This is a genomic window from Paenibacillus aceti, from assembly GCF_003614185.1.
GTDB lineage: Bacteria > Bacillota > Bacilli > Paenibacillales > Paenibacillaceae > Fontibacillus > Fontibacillus aceti.
Map to the genome: position 1 here is coordinate 601,078 of NZ_KZ987724.1, position 17,331 is coordinate 618,408.

Below are 17,331 nucleotides of genomic sequence, written 5' to 3' on the forward strand. Positions count from 1 at the left end.
AGGATCGCAGTTCAGCGTTTTTATTTGTTATAAATTATTTTTCTGATAGCATAAACAGAAAGGCAGTAAGATTCTGCAAGTTCCTGAATCGAATTACCAGAATTATATGCTTGTATTATTTCACTATTTCTCCTATCAATCTCTTTACGAAAACCGGATAATTCTCCCCAATTTTTATGTTGATCTTTAATTGCCGGAATGTAGATGTATTCACCTTGTATAAAATCTTGCAATTTTTCAACCAATTCTTTTGGGAGAATGTCATTAGCGTTGATATACCTCATGTAGACTCACTCCTTGAATAAATGTAGGATCTCAAGTAGCAAAGCCAGCATGATTGGTGATGATGTTATTCCATGCAAATATCACCAAATATCTGTCTTTGCATGGAATTGAACATGGGTTATAGTAATATTCTTACGAGACATAATCATTCTCCCACTATAAATTAATGTTTTCTTTCATTTGCTCACGTTTTCTTAGAATCTCAAACACGATGTTCTCAAGAGATGGGGATATCATGCTGTTATGACATATTTTTCTCGAGGAACCGGTGACGGGAATAAAGCCTGGAACACATTTTCCAATCTGTGGATGGTACCTATGATCGCACCTTGGATATCCACAATTCCCTCGACGGTTTACCCTCCCATGTCACACTGGGTCTATGCCCTCACATTCCTTCGTTCTACCTCTCAAGGGGTGGATGCCGCTTCTTGCTCCTTTACTGGGTCGTTGCCCTTATGATGAAAAATCTGCGGCTACTCCGTGCTTCTGTTTGTCGCGTTTGAAGTCTAAGCACTGTGAAGCAAGATGAATCGTTAATGTTTGAATTAAGCAACCATCTGTAGCTGAGACTGGCGTACCGGTCCCAATACGTCATTTGCATTGTAGCGTATCTGTTTTGTTCCCAACGTATGCAATACTCGAATGAGTTTTCCACATAAGGCTACAATAGATTGTTTCTTCTTTAGCGGGTTCTGGGCTCGTTTCGTGTAATAGTGATGCAGCGCTTTAAATTCTGTATTTTTTGCCACCATGGGCATCATCGCACGGAACAGTAAAGCTCGAAGTCGAGACCGTCCCCGTTTGGTAATCGTGGACTTCCCTTTCTTCTTCCCAGAACTGTTCTCCCTTAGATTAAAGCCCGCAAGCCGTATAATCTGCTGACTATGATTATATCCTTTGAGATCGCCTACCTCGGCCAGAAATCCAGCCAATGTTACGACTCCAACCCCAGGAACCGTTAGCATTTCTTCCGAACCAGGGATCTGTTCAAGCAGTTCTACCACCTGTCTCATGATGTCGTCTATCTGCCGAGTAAACAAAGTATGCTGCTCCAGCAAGTTCTTCAATTCAATCTTGGCTGCCATTAAACCCTCTGTGAGGCCGATAGAGTCCTGAGCTGCTTGAACCAGTTTCTCTGCTCGCTTCATGCCAACCGCCCGTTTAACCTCTTGTTTCCACCGTTTCAAAACTGTGAAAGCTCCAAGTGTTACAATTTCTTGCGGGGTAGGAAATTCTGCAAGCGTGATGAGAGAGGCTTTTCCTTCCCAGTCAGCAAACACGTTTTGATATTCAGGAAAGAACCGGTCGAGCCAATTTTGAATCCGTCTTTGGACTTGACCCAGGTTTAACATAACCTTTTCTCGATGATTCATGAGGATGCGTAAATCCGCATAAACGCTCTTTGGAAGCCGGGGCTCCGAATAATGGCCGTTACGAACGAGATCTGCAATAACCTTGGCATCCTTGTAGTCGTTTTTCGTTGGTGAATTGTCTTCAAGTTCTTTACTCTTGCTAACATGATGAGGGTTTACGATAACTAGTTTAATGCCCTCATGCTGTAGAAACTCAGCCAGGGTAAACCAGTAGTGTCCGGTTGGTTCGATGCCGAAGATGACGTCAGTCTTGGCATGTTGCCGTTGAAGTTCCTTCATCCACGATACTAGTTTTAACAAACCTGAACGGTCGTTTTTAAATACACAATCTTTTCCCAATTCGATCCCACGAAAATCGATCCCGCGTGCTACATGGGTTTCTTTGGCGATGTCTGCACCGATAACCAGTGTATTTTCGGTAATTTGTTCAATACGTTGATTCTGTTTCTTAGATTGTTTATACTTCATATTGAGCGTCCTCCTTCTAACTTAGGGAATGAATGTCGACCATTCGGAACCCAGCATACAGGAGACGCTCTTTTTATTCAAACCTCAAATTAATTCATTACAGGAATGGCTCCTATAGTTTTTGTTTTCGGTATGTTTGAGCATACCGAAAAACTGGATACCATTTTATATCTGCATAAAGGCATACAAAAAGCCGGATATAAGGTAAAAACGATTCTTACCCGGAAAAATGAAACAGATGCTGAGGAGTTCCTTTCCTTCCCTAGTTTCATGTATGAGAAGCAGTATTCCGATACGGACAAGGTTTTCTTTTTCAACCATTTCATAAGAAGAATAGAATTGGAAGAGAAACCAGACATCATTGTGATAGGCCTGCCAGGTGAAATGATGCCACTGGATGAAAAGCATAACGGGAATTTTGGAATATTTCCTTATCTTATTTCTAATGCTGTTCATTGTGATTATGCCGTTATGAAATTATTCCATAATTTTTATGATAATACCTTTGCGGATAAGATGCAGGAAATAGTAAGGAGCAAGTTTGAAATTGATATTAACGCTTTTGTAGTGTCCAACAGTATATTGGATGTTACCAGTGTTTCAACGGCTACTCTTAGGTTTTATGAATCCGAGAAAAGGCCTACTGATTTACCACAAAATTATTACTTTAATCATTTCGATGGTACTGGTGAGTCTTTGTGCAAGCATCTTATCAATACTTTACAGATGTTTGGAAATTACAGAACAGTCTAAAGAGGTGAAAATTAATGGATAATGATCAGAAATTAGATAATTTATTCCTTCAATTATTTTGCTATCCTTTTCCGAAAAATCTTAAAGACACTTTATTCTTTGAAGAACCGATTAATATGAAAGCGAGACATTTCGTGATGTTGTTATTAGAAGTAGAAAAAGTATTCGATATATGCATCCCGAATGAATTGATCGATGAAATGAAACTGGTAACGTATAATGCCCTGCTTCGTGAAATTAACCGTTTAACTAGTTCATACGTTGTATGATCAATAAAAAAATTATATGGCGATGTTTATGAAGGATACTACAGGTTTTTTCCATGCCATTAAATATTCTTTACATATCTGCTGGATTGCCGCAAAGAGTTATACAATTTGCAATGTAATGATACAAATTGTCAATGCTTTGCTTCCTTTCATTACAATCCTATTAACAAAAAAATTGATTGACACCCTCTCTCTTTCTTTCGAGAGCCAGAACTCGAATTTCTTACTAATTCTAATCCTTCTCGGGGTCGTTAATCTAACCACGGCTATTTTATCTAAAATCCATGAATATACACAGACCATGCAAGAAAACTTACTTCAGAATTATATAAATGTAGAATTAATGCACAAGAAGCTTGGTATGGATATGGAATATTTCGATAGTCCGAAATATCAAAATATCCTTCATGCAGTAGAACGAGATGTGTATGCCTTAAATAGTGTGGCTTGGAATGTGTTTCAGTTTATTGGGGCTTGGGTAGCTTTGGTGAGCTCTTGGGTGCTATTTTCAAAAGAGAGCATCTTGTTTGCCGTTGTCGTTACTGTAACCATTTTACCAACAGTCATTGCTAATCAAAAATACACTAGATTATTGTACATGTGGAGTTTGGAGCAGACGCCAAAGGAACGGCAAATGGATTATATTCGATGGATATCGGGTGAAAAAACATTCTCGAGTGACATCAGGTTATTTCATTTGAAGGATTTGCTGATGAATAAATACAAAACTATTTGGAGTTTGCATTTTAATGGGAAAAGAAAAGTATTAAAGGGTAAAACCGTAATAACCGTATTCTTGAATTTATTACCTGAGTTTGTTTCAGTTTTTATCCTGGTTTCCCTTTCAAGGGATATTTTATCGGGCCTACGGACCATTGGGGACTATACCTTGTATACTGGGTTGTTAACTCAATTGACAGGTGGGCTGTATCTGGTCATTCAAACGGGGATGTCTATTTATGGAGACAAACTCAAAATTGATACTTTACAGCGATTTAACCAGTATCACAATCGTATTCTAGATAAGGGAGATAAAGATCTCGTAGGGCCTGTATCAATAGAATTTCGAGATGTAAGTTTTAAATACCCAGATACAGATGTGTATATTTTGCAGCATCTCAATTTTACAGTTCAAGCAGGAGAAAAGATTTGTCTAGTAGGAACTAATGGTGCTGGGAAAAGTACGATTATCAAGTTATTGCTCCGTTTTTACGACGTAACGGAAGGATATATCCTGTTAAATGGAGTAGATGTTCAGGAATATAACTTACAAAGTTTGCGTAAACAGTTCAGTACCTTATTTCAACAGTATGTAAATTATTCATTTTCCTTACGAGAGAATGTAACAATCTCTGATTCTCAAAAAACAATTAGTGATCAAGAAGTAGTAAATATATTGCATCAAGCAGGGGCGGATCATATTCTTCAGCATGCACCCGACGGGTTAGAATCCTATGTGACCAAATTTTTCAGTGAGAAAGGTTTAGAATTATCAGGCGGTCAGAGACAAAAAATAGCCCTTGCACGTGCCCTTTACCGATCTTGTTCCGTAATTATATTCGATGAACCTTCCGCATCCCTTGATCCTGAAGCAGAACACACGATGTTTCAGAATATAAGTACTCTATGGTCAGATAAAACTGCCATTTATACTTCACATCGTCTTTCTGCCGTACATTTAGCAGACCGGATTATTTTTTTAGAGGGAGGAAGGATTATAGAACAGGGAACACATAAGGAGTTAATGAATTTGAATGGCGAGTACTCAAGATTGTACCATCTACAGGCTGACAAATATGATATAAAAAGTGGAGTGATTTAGCCGATAAATATACTATAAAATTATCACCTAAAAATTTCATTAGGAGGTAAATAAATGGACATACAGAATGTTTCTGCATTGCTGAATTATTCCAAAAACAATAATAATAGTTCGATGGCTGTTCTTGATTTTCAAAAAATATTGAGTAACGCAACACAGAAAGCAGAAAAGCCAGAGAAAACAACTCCGTTTGTTAGCGCAGAGCAGAGTCTAAAAGAAATTTATCCGGATCTGAAATATCACGTACTGGATGCTTCTCAATTTAAATACTGGAATCGGCTGGATTTTCCAACTTCAAAGCTTTATGATGACAGGATCGATAGAAGTACTATCAATGAATTAAGAGCTTGGAAACCTCAGACACAAACGGCTACTGGCTATGAACCGTGGGTACAACGTGATCTTGAAAAAATACAAAAGGGACTTCATGTTGTCATGATTCATCCTACTGTTCAAGAGAAAATGGACAAGGATCCGGAATATGCAAAACAGATTGCATCTAAGATTCAAAAGTATTTTGAAGACGATATTAAACTGAATGCGGAAATTGATCCGGAATCTGTTAAAAGTATGTCCCAATTGGTCACAATTACAGTAGATGGTGAGATAGGATTTCATCATACCGTCTGTGATGGACCTTCCAAGCAAGAAAATGACTCCGAAGAAAAATTTGGAATGAAAAAGGATAAGAAAAAACAAAATCCATTAAGCGGATTGCAAACCATGGCGTTAACTTCTTCATTGCCATTACCAGAACAAATAAAAACGACAACACTTGAATATGGTTATAGTTACGCATATGGGCTATATAACTTATATCAAAAGCGCGAATCAGGAAACAACGAGGATTAAAAAGCCTCGTTGTTTTTTAGGTAATTTACTCACAAATGATATCACAAATGATTTGGAATATCTCTGTAGGGTCGCGATGATCAGTAAATATAATATGGGTGTTGTCCTTTGGTATTTTGAGCAGGCGGTTTTTGCAGGTCTTATCATAAAGGATAATATCCGGTTTTAGTATATGTAAGTTTTCTAAAGTTGTATGTACAAGAAGTAATTCGGCGTTTAAAAGTTTAGCCATATTCATACAATGATATTGGTAAAATTCGGTATTGTCTATATATACAGCTCCAACAAGAATGTCAATCGGATATTCAGAAAAAAACAGAGCGTAATGATCCCTTTGGTTAAACATCTCTTTCAACACTGCACTAAGAGGAAAATCGGAAAGTATGGTATCCTGGAGAATTGCTACTACAGGTCGTTCATTATGGATTCGTTGATTCGTGGCGTAATCATCTATTAGAGTAGGAATGAATATTCGCGTAGCATACTGTTGCCAATCTTGAACATTTACTCTATTCAGAAACACCAGCGGACGAGTTTTTATGGGGGTGAATTTTTTGATATCTAAGGAATTACTAATACTAATGGCTATAGGTAAATCTCCCAATGAAGAATGAAGCAAGTCCTGTAAAGCTGAATTAGATTCAAGGGCTATTATTTCATCTATATTCCAATAATGCATATTTGTTGGAGAAACTGGAGATTCACCCAAAACCAGCAATTTAACATGGTGGACCCAATCTATACTCTTATAAACCATAGGGTAGTAAGATGGGATAACCAGTTTACTGGTTTTATTTAATTCTTTTTTAATTTGATCAAATGTCATATAAGGATGTTCTGCCAAGATTGAATAAACTTTAGCAGTAATAACAGGAGCAGCATAGCTGTTACATATTGGTGTTAGTCCCTGAAAGGGAGTCGAAATGAGTTCTTTTATTTCATGCACTGCACTGGCAGAGAAGTCAATTCCATGATAATTTGGTTCCCGTGCATAATAAGCATCGTTTTTAAGAGTAGAATCACATTGAACACCAATTACGTTGGAGAAAGCTGCCGGATAAGAGGTCTGGCTCCCATTTTTACAGGCAGAAATAATAATGATACCATGCTCGTAAGCATTATTGATTGCTTTTAAAAGAGAAGGATAATCATAAACAGATACAGTACCTAAACTTAAGTGGATGATTTTTATATCGTGGTCAATACACCAATAAATCGCCCTTTCAAGATTAGTACAGTCTCCCCTCTTGGTTTCACTATCCAGTATCTTTATGCTCCCTATCAAAGCATGTGGAGCATACTTTTGAATAATGGCTGCACAAATACTACCGTGACTTAGAGCATCAGTATATACAGTGAAACTATTAATCATCTCATGCTCATCAACTTGCAATGAGAATATTAAATTATTGGTCGTATGAGTACTAACACCATCATCAATAATTACTACTATCATGATATCTCCATAGAAATATGTGTATTTATTTGTTGGACATTACTTTGTAGTTACTATTCCAGGGTGTTTCCATATTATAGCATAAAACGTGATCCAATAAGGATTACATAGTAGGAAAATTTAAAGTAATCTGGAATAAGTCGGTTTGAGGAGTTCTCTTTAACCAAACATACTCTAGATGCACTTTATTAGATAATAAAAGGGTAGTCCCGCAGAAGTCATTTCAGCGGACTACCCTTATTTTCTTATCGATGAAACTGTTTTAATGGTCAGCAGAAGATCGGAAGATTCGAAGATTCACCAGTTGATATAACAGCCATACTACCGAAACAACAATCATCATATCGTAGCACACATTAAACAGGAACAGATGCTTGCCTATATCCGCCTGGCCATCGCCAAGGATAGGAACCATGAACCCGATGATCCCCGCCAAGCCAATCAGCATCATCAATTCCGTCCGAATCCGGCTGTTCCGGTCCGGGCAGCGAATGTACTCCCATATCGCTACAGCATAGTAGGCTGCATAGAAAAGGGTGATAGAGAGCAACGACCTTGGCATATGAGTATTCTTGAATTGACTCCAGCCGCTGTAGCTGAAGGCGAGAGTGCCTGAAGGCAGGTTCTCCTGCTTCAAATACGAGCCCAGGTAATAAGGCCGGATGTTCATGCTGTTGTTTGCAGCATATTCCATTTTGTCTATGAGTCTAGCCGGGTGCTTGAAATAAAACAATAAAATATCCGTATGTGAAATCCGGTCATAGAAATCGAGCTTCATGGCGGGGTCATCCTGCTTGATTGCCGTATCGGTCTGAAAATAGTTCGTGCCGGCCAGCACGGACAGATGTCCGGGCAGACCGAGCTCTTCCAGATCTTCCTTGACATCGGGAGAATCGTTCAAAATTCCGTAGAAGACGGTCTGATATAGATTGATATTCTTCAGCTCTTTAGGAGCGGCAATATACAAGACAACCGAAATGAGACATATCGAAGCTGACAGCCCGATCGTTAGACGGCGCCAGCTCAGGTTGTTACGGAGCGTCATAAAGCGCAGACCGAGCAGCGCGAACAAGATGCCGACCGGCGTATTTTGGATTTTGGAGCCGGTCAGGAAGAATACCGAAATAAAAAATAGCCAAAGCACAAGCTTTGAGGGTTTCTCCTGATGAAGGAGACATAGGCCGAATCCTACTGACAGCAGCATGAATACAAGCGAGACGGGTTCTCCATACAGAGAATTGAAATAAGAGATGTAGCCTACATCATAGAACATAAACAGTAGACAAACGGCCAGCACGGCTCCCACCAGGGTCGATTTATATTTGTTATGACGAACGATGATATAAGTTGCCGCCAACAGAAGCAATGAGTATAGAGCCCCAAGCACGCGTATATCGAAGGATGACGGATGAACGGCATACCCAATCAAGCGGGCAACGGCGACAACAATAATTTGTGTTGAAATATATAAGAGCTGAAAAAAATGATTATACGCAAAGTATTGGTGTGCATATCCGAAAAACCGGTCGCCGTAGGACTCGTCTGGAACTCCGTAATTCAGTCCGGCGGTTCCCATGACTCGCAGAAAGTCGCCATTGTCCGCTACTCCAATAAATGGCCTGGCGAACAGAATATATCCGATGATACATATACCTGCCAGCACGGCAAGCCATTCGACGGAAAGAAACTTTTTCATGGGTAACGATATCCTTCCTTATACCTTGATTTTTCAACGCCTCTTAAAAAGTTTACGCTGTAGCTAATCTCTTGTCTATCGTTCTTATATTTCAATGCCGCCGACTGGCTTTGCAGGTTCAAGATTTCTTCAAAATTATTTATTTGAGTGTTTTGCATAATTCCGTTTCAGAGAAGAAGCGATAGCATATTCACTGTCGTTAAGGGGTAATTTTCGAAAATGGTATTATATGGGTGAAGAAAAGGGCAGACTTGCAGAATTTTAGAACAGCTCGTTTTTTAAGCGGCAGCCCGTTTTGAATGATGAGAAACGGCGAGCGCAGATGCAAGCAGAACAATGGCATTCAAATACTGGTGAGTTGTGACTTTCTGAATGCCCCGGACATGTGCGGCGTCTGCCGTCAAATAGGTTTTCAATCGGGAGTTGCAGCGTTCTACGCTGGTTCGTTCATTGTAAAGTTCCTTCCAACGCTTTGTATCCCGATGAGGGATGCTGTATCGCCGGAGATCATCCTTCGCATTTACTTTGACGACCATTCCATAGTTTGAAGACGAGCAGGCAGCCATGCCAAGCGGACAGTCGACTTTACCCGTGGCATGCGGGCAGCGAAATTTATGCATATCGCCGTCAACTCCCCAGTATGTCATCGCATAACCCATGGAACAGCACGGTGTTCCGTTCGAGGTCATGCCAGCAGGCGGTTCCTTCTCCCCCCGCAGATTAAGGGGAATGATGGCTTGTGCCTTGACGTTGCGGGCGGCCTCATAAACTTTCATTTGGTCGTAGCCCGCATCGAGTATGAAAAATCGTGTGCTCGTCCTGGACGCTGTTTTCTCGATCAGGCCCGGCGCCATTTCTCCATCATTGACATGCGCCGGCGTTACTTCCAAGGCGATCGGCAATTCACTTTTCGTATCGACCGCCAGATGAATTTTGTAACCAAACCATGTGATTTTATTGCCGAAGGAATCAATTTTTGCGCCCCAGTTCGCATTACCCGTTTGCTCGCTTTTGCGTTTGGGCTGCTTTTTCTCGTAAGCGCGGAGAGCGGCGCTGTCTATGGCGACGTTACTGCCTTCTATGATACCTTCCTGCTGACAGCGTGTGACCAAATCCTCAAAAAGCCGTTTTGCCAAGTCCTTTCTCGTCAGTTCTGAGAAAACTCGGCTTAATGTGGATATGGAAGGAGCTTCTCGATCCAGCGGAAGACCACACTGATAACGAAACCGGAGATCCGTATCCAAACGCTTATGCAACCCTGAAAAGGTACTTATTCCTTCAAGCGGCGCAGCCAAGAGTGCTCGTAGAATACCTTGTCTGCAGTATCCCTCAGCGCCTCGGGGTGAACGGCTTCTCAGTTCCTTGGCATACGGTCTCAGATCGAGAGAACTGAAGAAGATCGGCAATCTCTCCTTGGGTTGAATTTTTAAAAGTTCTTCGAAGGAAAACAGACATTCTTGGAGAATATACAAAGTGACTTCCTCCATCCTTGAGGTTTTTGGGTTTGGTCACTTGAAAACTTCTCCAAGTTGGGGTGAAGTCCCTTTTTTATGTCCGAAAATCCTTACGGCTCAAGGCCTCAGATTACTGCAAAACGCTCATTTAAAAAAGCGATCTGACGAGGGACAGGATATAGGCGGGATTTAAGCGCTTTTTCTCCTAATCTATAACTTTTCACAGCCGGTTTGGGACGTTTGTGCGGATTGACAATACTATATATAGGTGGTAAATTGATTTAGCGCAACAAGATGTTGTTTGTTTATAGGTTTTTAACCTTTATATTTGAAATATAGGAAAGAGATAGATTGCAAGGGGAAAAGTGAGGGAGTATCGATGCTAATTGCGTATGATTCCAAGACAGGGAATGTAAAACGGTTCATTCAGAAGCTTGACTTGCCTGCTGTACAAATTGACGAGGGAATGACGCTTGAGGAGCCGTTTGTGCTGATTACATATACGACCGGGTTCGGTCAGATACCGCCAAGAGTCTCAGCATTTCTGGAACATAATCATGGTCGGATGCTCGGTGTGGCGGCCAGCGGCAACCGCAATTGGGGAGAGAGATTTGCGAAGAGTGCGGATTTAATCTCCGAGCGTTACCAAGTGCCAGTTGTGGCCAAATTTGAGCTGTCCGGGACGAAGAGGGATGCTGAAGACTTCAAGCAGGAGGTGAGCCGGGTTGCGGCATATTGAACTGAACAATCAATTGATGCAGCGTGATGAGAACGGGTTCTTCCAATTAGAGAAGGACCGGGAAGCTGTTGCTGAGTTTATGAAGGAAGTAGCGGGTAGAACAATGACCTTCCCGACTACGGCCGATAAAGTACGATATATGATCGATCATGACTATTATGAAAATGTGTACGAACGGTATACGGCTGATGAAGTCGATCAAGTATTTGCTATTACCCATAGCTATCGATTTGAATTTCCGTCTTACATGGCTGCATCGAAATTTTACACGGACTATGCATTGAAGACGAATGACAAGTCCAAATATTTGGAGCATTATCCCGACCGGGTGGCCATCGTAGCACTACATCTTGGCCGAGGAAATGCAGATACGGCCAGCACGCTGGCACGATCGATGATGGAGCAACGGCTGCAGCCAGCCACTCCAACGTTCCTGAATGCGGGCAAGAGCCGGCGCGGCGAGATGGTCTCCTGCTTCCTACTGGAAATGGACGATTCGCTGAATTCAATCAACTATGTGCTAAATACATGCATGCAGTTGTCCAAAATCGGCGGAGGTGTCGCAGTTAACCTGTCGAAGCTGCGTGGACGCGGCGAAGCGATCAAAGGCGTGGAAGGTGCGGCCAAAGGAATTATGCCGGTGCTGAAGCTGATGGAGGACGCTTTCTCCTACGCAGATCAGATGGGACAGCGTAAAGGCTCGGGCGCAGGGTATTACAACATTTTCGGTTGGGATGTCGCAGAGTTTCTGGATAGCAAGAAGATCAACGCCGATGAGCGGATCCGCTTGAAAACTTTGTCGATCGGTTTGATTGTACCGAACCGCTTCTATGAACTGGCCAAGGCTAACGAACCGATTCATGTGTTCGGTCCATATAGTGTATACAAAGCTTACGGAACACATCTGGACGATATGGATCTGGACGTGATGTATGACAAGCTGCTAGCTGACGACCGGGTGAAGAAGAAGAAATTGATGAGCGCACGGGACATGTTGACGAAGATCGCTATGGTTCAGCTAGAATCCGGCTATCCATATATCATGAACAAGAGCAACGCGAACAACCAGCATGCCTTGAAAAATATCGGGCAGGTCAAAATGTCCAACCTGTGTACGGAAATTTTCCAACTGCAGGAGACATCGGAGATCAAGGATTACGGCCAGGAGGATATGATCCGCCGCGACATCAGCTGTAACCTTGCCTCATTGAACATCGTGAACGTGATGGAGCGGAAGAAGGTCCGTGAATCCGTACATGAAGGCATGGTAGCCTTGACGGCTGTTAGTGACATGACGAGCATAGCGAACGCTCCAGGTGTTGCCAAGGCGAACCGGGAGATGCATTCCGTTGGTCTTGGGGTCATGAATTTGCACGGATTCCTGGCCAAGAACAAAATTGCATATGAGAGCGAAGAGGCGAGAGATTTTGCCCGCACTTTCTTTGCGATGATGAATTATTATTCGCTGGAAAAAAGTATGGAAATTGCTGTACAGACAGGCGAAGTTTTCGCCGGTTTCGAGCAGTCCGAATATGCGACAGGTGAGTATTTCAGTCGTTATGTGGATACGGATTACCGTCCACGCACTGATAAGGTGGCTGGACTGTTTGAAGGTATGTACATCCCTTCTCCTGAGGATTGGGCAGAGCTGCAGCAATCCGTGATGAAGAATGGACTATATCATGCCTACAGGTTGGCAATCGCGCCGACCGCAAGTATTTCCTATATTCAGAATGCGACATCCAGTGTGATGCCTGTCGTGGAACAAATCGAGACCCGTACTTATGCGAATTCGACGACTTATTACCCGATGCCATACTTGAGCGCGGAAAATATGTTCTTCTATAAATCGGCTTATCAAATGGATCAGTTCAAGGTCATCGATCTGATCGCGGAAATTGCACCGCATATTGACCAAGGTATCTCGACGGTTCTGCATGTGAACAGTAATGTGACGACTCGGCAGCTGGCGCGCTATTATTTATACGCCGCACATAAAGGGTTGAAATCGTTGTATTATACGCGGACGAAGAAGCTGTCTGTGGAAGAATGCCTTACCTGCTCGGTGTAACAGAGAAGAAGAAAGGATGAGAAACAGCGATGTGCGCATTACAAGCAGTTAACTGGAACCGTCCGGATGATGATTTTACGATGATGTTCTGGAATCAGAATATTATGCAGTTCTGGACCGATGATGAAATCCCGTTGTCCGATGACAAAATGTCGTGGATGACGTTGAACGAAGATGAGAAAGAAGCATATATGAAGGTGCTTGGTGGGCTGACACTGCTTGATACAGTGCAGGGCGGCGTCGGCATGCCGCAGATTATGGAGCATGTGGAGGGGCTGCAGCGTAAAGCAGTGCTTGGCTTTATGGGTATGATGGAGCAGATCCACGCCAAGTCGTACAGCAGCATTTTTACTACGCTAGCTTCTAATGAAGAGATTGATGAAATTTTCCGCTGGGTGGAGCAGAACCCGATGCTGCAGACGAAGGCTGCGACCATTCGCGAATACTATACAAGCATCAATTCACCACGTGAACTGTACTTGGCCATGGCGTCATCCGTTCTCCTGGAGAGCTACTTGTTTTATAGTGGATTTTTCTATCCACTCTATCTGGCGGGTCAGGGCAAGATGACCTGTAGCGGTGAGATCATCGACTTGATTCTGCGCGACGAGAGCATTCATGGTGTGTATGTCGGTGTACTGGCGCAGGAAGTTTTCGCACAACTCGATGAAAAAGAACAGAAGGATGTATCCGATACGCTGCAGGGGCTGTTGAAAGATCTTCATGCTAATGAAGAGCAGTATACGGAGCTGATATATACGAAGATTGGCTTAGTGGACGAGGTTAAGACGTTCTTGCGCTACAATGCTAACAAGGCATTTATGAATCTGGGCCTGGAGCCACCGTTCGAGGACGAGGAGATCAATCCGATCGTACTCAATGGTATCCGCACGAATACGAAGCAGCATGACTTTTTCTCCAAAAAAGGTAACGGCTACGTACGTGCGCTGAACGTTGAGCCGCTCACGGACGAAGACTTCAATTTCTAAGATTAACCGCTTGAAATGAATTTCTATATAAGAACAGGGTGCTTCTCACTTGTTAAGGTGAGGGGCGCCCTGTTTTGTTTTTATTATGGCTTTAGCCAGTTGAGTGCGTGAAACGCGCGAAACAAAAAACCACCCGCTATGCGGGTGGAGGGATCGAGGGTTTGACCAATAAGACCATCCCGATAGAATTGAGATGTTCAGGCTCAATTGAAAGGAATGGTCTTAGATGGCAAACAAGAGCTATAGTCTAGCTCACACGAAGTGGATGTGCAAATACCACATTGTGTTCACCCCGAAGTATAGACGGAAAGAGATCTATAATCAAGTGAGGAAAGACTTAATCGAAATTTTCAAACGTTTATGTAAGTATAAGGGAGTGGACATCCTGGAAGGTCATATGATGCCAGATCATGTACACATGCTGGTAGCGATCCCCCCAAAGATAGCCGTGTCCACATTCATGGGATATCTGAAGGGGAAAAGTTCGCTAATGATCTTTGAAAAGCACGCGCAACTAAAGTATAAATATGGGAATCGAAAATTTTGGGCAGAAGGCTATTATGTAAGTACAGTGGGCCTAAATGAAGCAACCGTAGCAAAATACATTCGTGAACAAGAAGCACATGACCAAGCAATAGATAAGTTGAGTGTAAAAGAGTACGAAGATCCGTTTAGCAGTAACAGGAGCAAAAAGAAATAAACCAGTTTAACTGGTTAGTGAAAGTGACAAATTACACTGAGCCTGAACAGATTTGTGGTCAGGCTAGCGTCTTTAGGCGCAGTTTGGCAACAGGGGGTTATACCCCAAGTGCAAACCACCCGTTGGACGGGTGGTCATGATTTCAGCGACAAGAATAGGCTGATTGACAAGTGATGTAAGAGCCTGTAAAATACTTAATCGTAAACATTACGATTAAGGAGAGTTGCTTGAGATGAGAGTTGTCATTACTTTGGCATGTACCGAGACAGGAGACCGTAATTACACGACTACCAAGAATAAGAAGACGCATCCTGAGCGTATGGAACTGCGCAAATATTGCCCGCGGTTGAGAAAATATACGCTGCATCGAGAAACTCGTTAATCTGCTGAAGGAGGTAATATATGTTTGCAGACCAAGGAACAAGAGAGAAAATACCGGTAACGGTGCTGAGTGGTTATTTGGGAGCCGGGAAAACGACGTTACTGAATCATATCCTGCACAATAAAGACGGGCTAAAGGTTGCAGTAATTGTGAATGACATGAGCGAGGTAAATGTTGACGCCAATCTAGTAAAGTCGGGGAATGCATTGTCCCGAACAGAGGAGAAGCTGGTGGAAATGTCCAACGGCTGCATCTGCTGCACACTGCGTGACGATCTGCTGCGTGAGGTTCAGAAGCTGGCTGCTGAGGGACGCTTTGAATATATTCTGATCGAATCGTCTGGAATCAGTGAACCTGTCCCGGTTGCTCAGACCTTTACTTATGCCAACCCGGATCTGGATATTGATTTAACCTCCCTGTCCCGCTTGGATACCATGGTTACTGTCGTGGATGCGAACCGTTTCTGGCATGATTTTGCCTCGGGAGAGAGTCTGCTTGATCGGGATCAGGGGGCAACGGAGGCTGACTATAGGGATATCGTTGACCTTCTCATCGACCAGATCGAGACCTGTGATGTTCTACTGCTGAACAAATGCGATCTGGTTGAAGAGGAAGAGCTGGTTAAGCTGGAGGCGGTGTTACGAAAGCTTCAGCCATCGGCCAAAATCATTCGTACAGTGAATGGAGTTGTCGACCCCAAGGAAATTTTAAACACCGGCTTGTTTGATTTTGAAAAGACGAGCATGTCCTCGGGCTGGATCGCTGAGCTTACCAAGAAGGAGCATACCCCAGAGACTGAGGAATATGGAATTGGATCATTTGTGTACCGCAGCAGGATCCCATTTCATCCGCAGCGTCTCAGTTATTTCTTCAGCAATTGGCCTGAAGAGGTTGTGCGGGCCAAAGGGCTGGTATGGATTGCTGCTCATGGTGATTATGCGGCATCCCTTAGCCAGGCCGGAACTTCCATTCAGTTCGGTCCTGCCGGCTATTGGCTCGCTTCATTGCCGGAGGATCAGCAACGTGAAGTATTGGAGAGCGAGCCTGAGGCTCGGGAGCGCTGGGATGATAAATGGGGCGATCGAATGACTGAGCTCGTCTTCATCGGCATCGATATGAATCGAGAGGACATCGAGAAGAGATTGGCCCGCTGCTTACTGAGTGACGATGAAATGAAGCAAGACTGGAGTCGATTCAATAACCCGCTGCCTTGGGTGGTGGAGGAATTCCATAACTAGTAAAAATCGAATATATGAGCTCTTGAATCTCCTTTGTGGAGGTTCAGGAGCTTTATTTATTCTGTAAGGTTGGATTTGGATTGCTCTGAATTGATAGCTTTGGATATTTCTATTCACTCCAATCATTGATAAACTTACCCAATAATATTTCAATAATATAGGAGTGATAGTATGGATGAATTACGCTACAAGACAAGGGAAGTGTTGGACAGGAGCAAGATTGAGACATTTTTGTTGCAGGCTCGAATTGGACATCTTGGAATGGCTGATGGTCATCTGCCGTATGTAGTTCCGCTTAATTTTGTCTGGACAGATGGCAAGCTTTATTTCCATGGAGCGACAGGCGGGAGAAGAAATCGTGTGATGGATGCTAATCCAGAGGTCTGTTTTACGGTTTGTGAAGAATATGGAACTATTACTGATCCGGTGCCAGCCAAGACGGACACAGCGTATATGAGTGTCATGATTTTTGGTAAGGCAGAACCTGTCATTGATCTGGACGAAGCTACACATATGCTGCAAGAAATGATTAATAAGTATGTGCCTGGTTACTATAATCGTCCTTTACCTCAGCAACACGTAGACAGGTACCGATCAGCCGTATTTGGTGGTCCGGTTCAGGTGTATCGAATAAATCCACATCATATCACGGCGAAAGAAAATCCGATGGAAACTGAAAAAATGTTCAGACCGGGGAAAACCGTGTAAGTCCAAAATCATCTCTTTAAAAAATAATGCTGCCACTACTGATGCGGCAGCATTATTTTCAACTATCATTTTC

General features: G+C 42.7%; 16 protein-coding genes. 11 read left to right on the top strand and 5 right to left on the bottom strand.

Features of this window, described 5'->3' with window-relative positions; translation table 11 throughout:
• Window positions 1-20 precede the first annotated feature (20 nt).
• Entirely contained in the window at window positions 21-284 is a 264-nt protein-coding gene (locus tag BFJ94_RS02770; protein WP_120460980.1) for a CD3324 family protein, read from the bottom strand.
• Between the two features lie 549 nt (window positions 285-833).
• Window positions 834-2,129 (bottom strand): IS110 family RNA-guided transposase, encoded by a 1,296-nt coding sequence (locus tag BFJ94_RS02775; RefSeq protein ID WP_120460554.1) that lies wholly within the window; start codon window positions 2,127-2,129, stop codon window positions 834-836.
• 105 nt (window positions 2,130-2,234) lie between these two features.
• Here BFJ94_RS02775 and BFJ94_RS02780 point away from each other — a divergent pair, with 105 nt between their 5' ends.
• From BFJ94_RS02780 to BFJ94_RS02795, 4 genes are read left to right on the top strand one after another with little or no spacing between them, the layout of a single operon-like run.
• Window positions 2,235-2,882: a P-loop NTPase family protein gene (locus tag BFJ94_RS02780; RefSeq protein WP_162944133.1), complete on the top strand. Its 648-nt coding sequence runs from the start codon at window positions 2,235-2,237 to the stop codon at window positions 2,880-2,882.
• A gap of 14 nt (window positions 2,883-2,896) precedes the next feature.
• A complete protein-coding gene (locus BFJ94_RS02785; RefSeq protein ID WP_120460984.1) occupies window positions 2,897-3,151 on the top strand; it encodes a hypothetical protein in 255 nt (84 codons plus the stop codon).
• 28 nt (window positions 3,152-3,179) lie between these two features.
• Window positions 3,180-4,973 (top strand): ABC transporter ATP-binding protein, encoded by a 1,794-nt coding sequence (locus BFJ94_RS02790; RefSeq protein WP_162944140.1) that lies wholly within the window; start codon window positions 3,180-3,182, stop codon window positions 4,971-4,973.
• Window positions 4,974-5,027: 54 nt separating this feature from the next.
• Window positions 5,028-5,825 carry a DUF6033 family protein gene (locus BFJ94_RS02795; protein ID WP_120460988.1) on the top strand — a complete coding sequence of 266 codons (798 nt, stop codon included), beginning with the start codon at window positions 5,028-5,030 and terminating at the stop codon, window positions 5,823-5,825.
• Between the two features lie 25 nt (window positions 5,826-5,850).
• Here the strand turns inward: BFJ94_RS02795 and BFJ94_RS02800 are convergent, their stop codons facing one another.
• The 3 genes from BFJ94_RS02800 to BFJ94_RS02810 all read right to left on the bottom strand — a co-directional run bounded on the left by BFJ94_RS02800 (window position 5,851) and on the right by BFJ94_RS02810 (window position 10,449).
• Window positions 5,851-7,281 carry a S8 family serine peptidase gene (locus BFJ94_RS02800; RefSeq protein WP_120460990.1) on the bottom strand — a complete coding sequence of 477 codons (1,431 nt, stop codon included), beginning with the start codon at window positions 7,279-7,281 and terminating at the stop codon, window positions 5,851-5,853.
• Window positions 7,282-7,543: 262 nt separating this feature from the next.
• Window positions 7,544-8,977 (bottom strand): glycan biosynthesis hexose transferase WsfD, encoded by a 1,434-nt coding sequence (wsfD, locus tag BFJ94_RS02805; RefSeq protein WP_120460992.1) that lies wholly within the window; start codon window positions 8,975-8,977, stop codon window positions 7,544-7,546.
• Window positions 8,978-9,255: 278 nt separating this feature from the next.
• Window positions 9,256-10,449 carry a transposase gene (locus BFJ94_RS02810; RefSeq protein ID WP_016311143.1) on the bottom strand — a complete coding sequence of 398 codons (1,194 nt, stop codon included), beginning with the start codon at window positions 10,447-10,449 and terminating at the stop codon, window positions 9,256-9,258.
• Between the two features lie 361 nt (window positions 10,450-10,810).
• Here BFJ94_RS02810 and nrdI point away from each other — a divergent pair, with 361 nt between their 5' ends.
• From nrdI to BFJ94_RS02845, 7 genes are all read left to right on the top strand, one after another.
• A complete protein-coding gene (nrdI, locus tag BFJ94_RS02815) occupies window positions 10,811-11,170 on the top strand; it encodes a class Ib ribonucleoside-diphosphate reductase assembly flavoprotein NrdI (RefSeq protein WP_120460994.1) in 360 nt (119 codons plus the stop codon).
• Window positions 11,157-13,241: a class 1b ribonucleoside-diphosphate reductase subunit alpha gene (gene nrdE / locus BFJ94_RS02820; protein WP_120460996.1), complete on the top strand. Its 2,085-nt coding sequence runs from the start codon at window positions 11,157-11,159 to the stop codon at window positions 13,239-13,241. Before nrdI ends, nrdE begins: the two co-directional genes overlap by 14 nt.
• Before the next feature lie 29 nt (window positions 13,242-13,270).
• Complete coding sequence (nrdF, locus tag BFJ94_RS02825; protein WP_120460998.1) at window positions 13,271-14,230, top strand: class 1b ribonucleoside-diphosphate reductase subunit beta; 960 nt, start codon at window positions 13,271-13,273, stop codon at window positions 14,228-14,230.
• 226 nt (window positions 14,231-14,456) lie between these two features.
• The gene (tnpA, locus tag BFJ94_RS02830; protein ID WP_120460925.1) at window positions 14,457-14,930 is read left to right on the top strand and encodes an IS200/IS605 family transposase; all 474 of its coding nucleotides are present in this window, start codon (window positions 14,457-14,459) and stop codon (window positions 14,928-14,930) included.
• 232 nt (window positions 14,931-15,162) lie between these two features.
• Entirely contained in the window at window positions 15,163-15,312 is a 150-nt protein-coding gene (rpmG, locus tag BFJ94_RS02835; RefSeq protein WP_082672940.1) for a 50S ribosomal protein L33, read from the top strand.
• Between the two features lie 20 nt (window positions 15,313-15,332).
• The gene (locus BFJ94_RS02840; protein ID WP_120461000.1) at window positions 15,333-16,550 is read left to right on the top strand and encodes a GTP-binding protein; all 1,218 of its coding nucleotides are present in this window, start codon (window positions 15,333-15,335) and stop codon (window positions 16,548-16,550) included.
• A 171-nt stretch (window positions 16,551-16,721) separates the two neighbouring features.
• On the top strand, window positions 16,722-17,258 hold the full coding sequence (locus tag BFJ94_RS02845; RefSeq protein ID WP_120461002.1) for a pyridoxamine 5'-phosphate oxidase family protein: 537 nt from the start codon (window positions 16,722-16,724) through the stop codon (window positions 17,256-17,258).
• Window positions 17,259-17,331 lie beyond the last annotated feature (73 nt).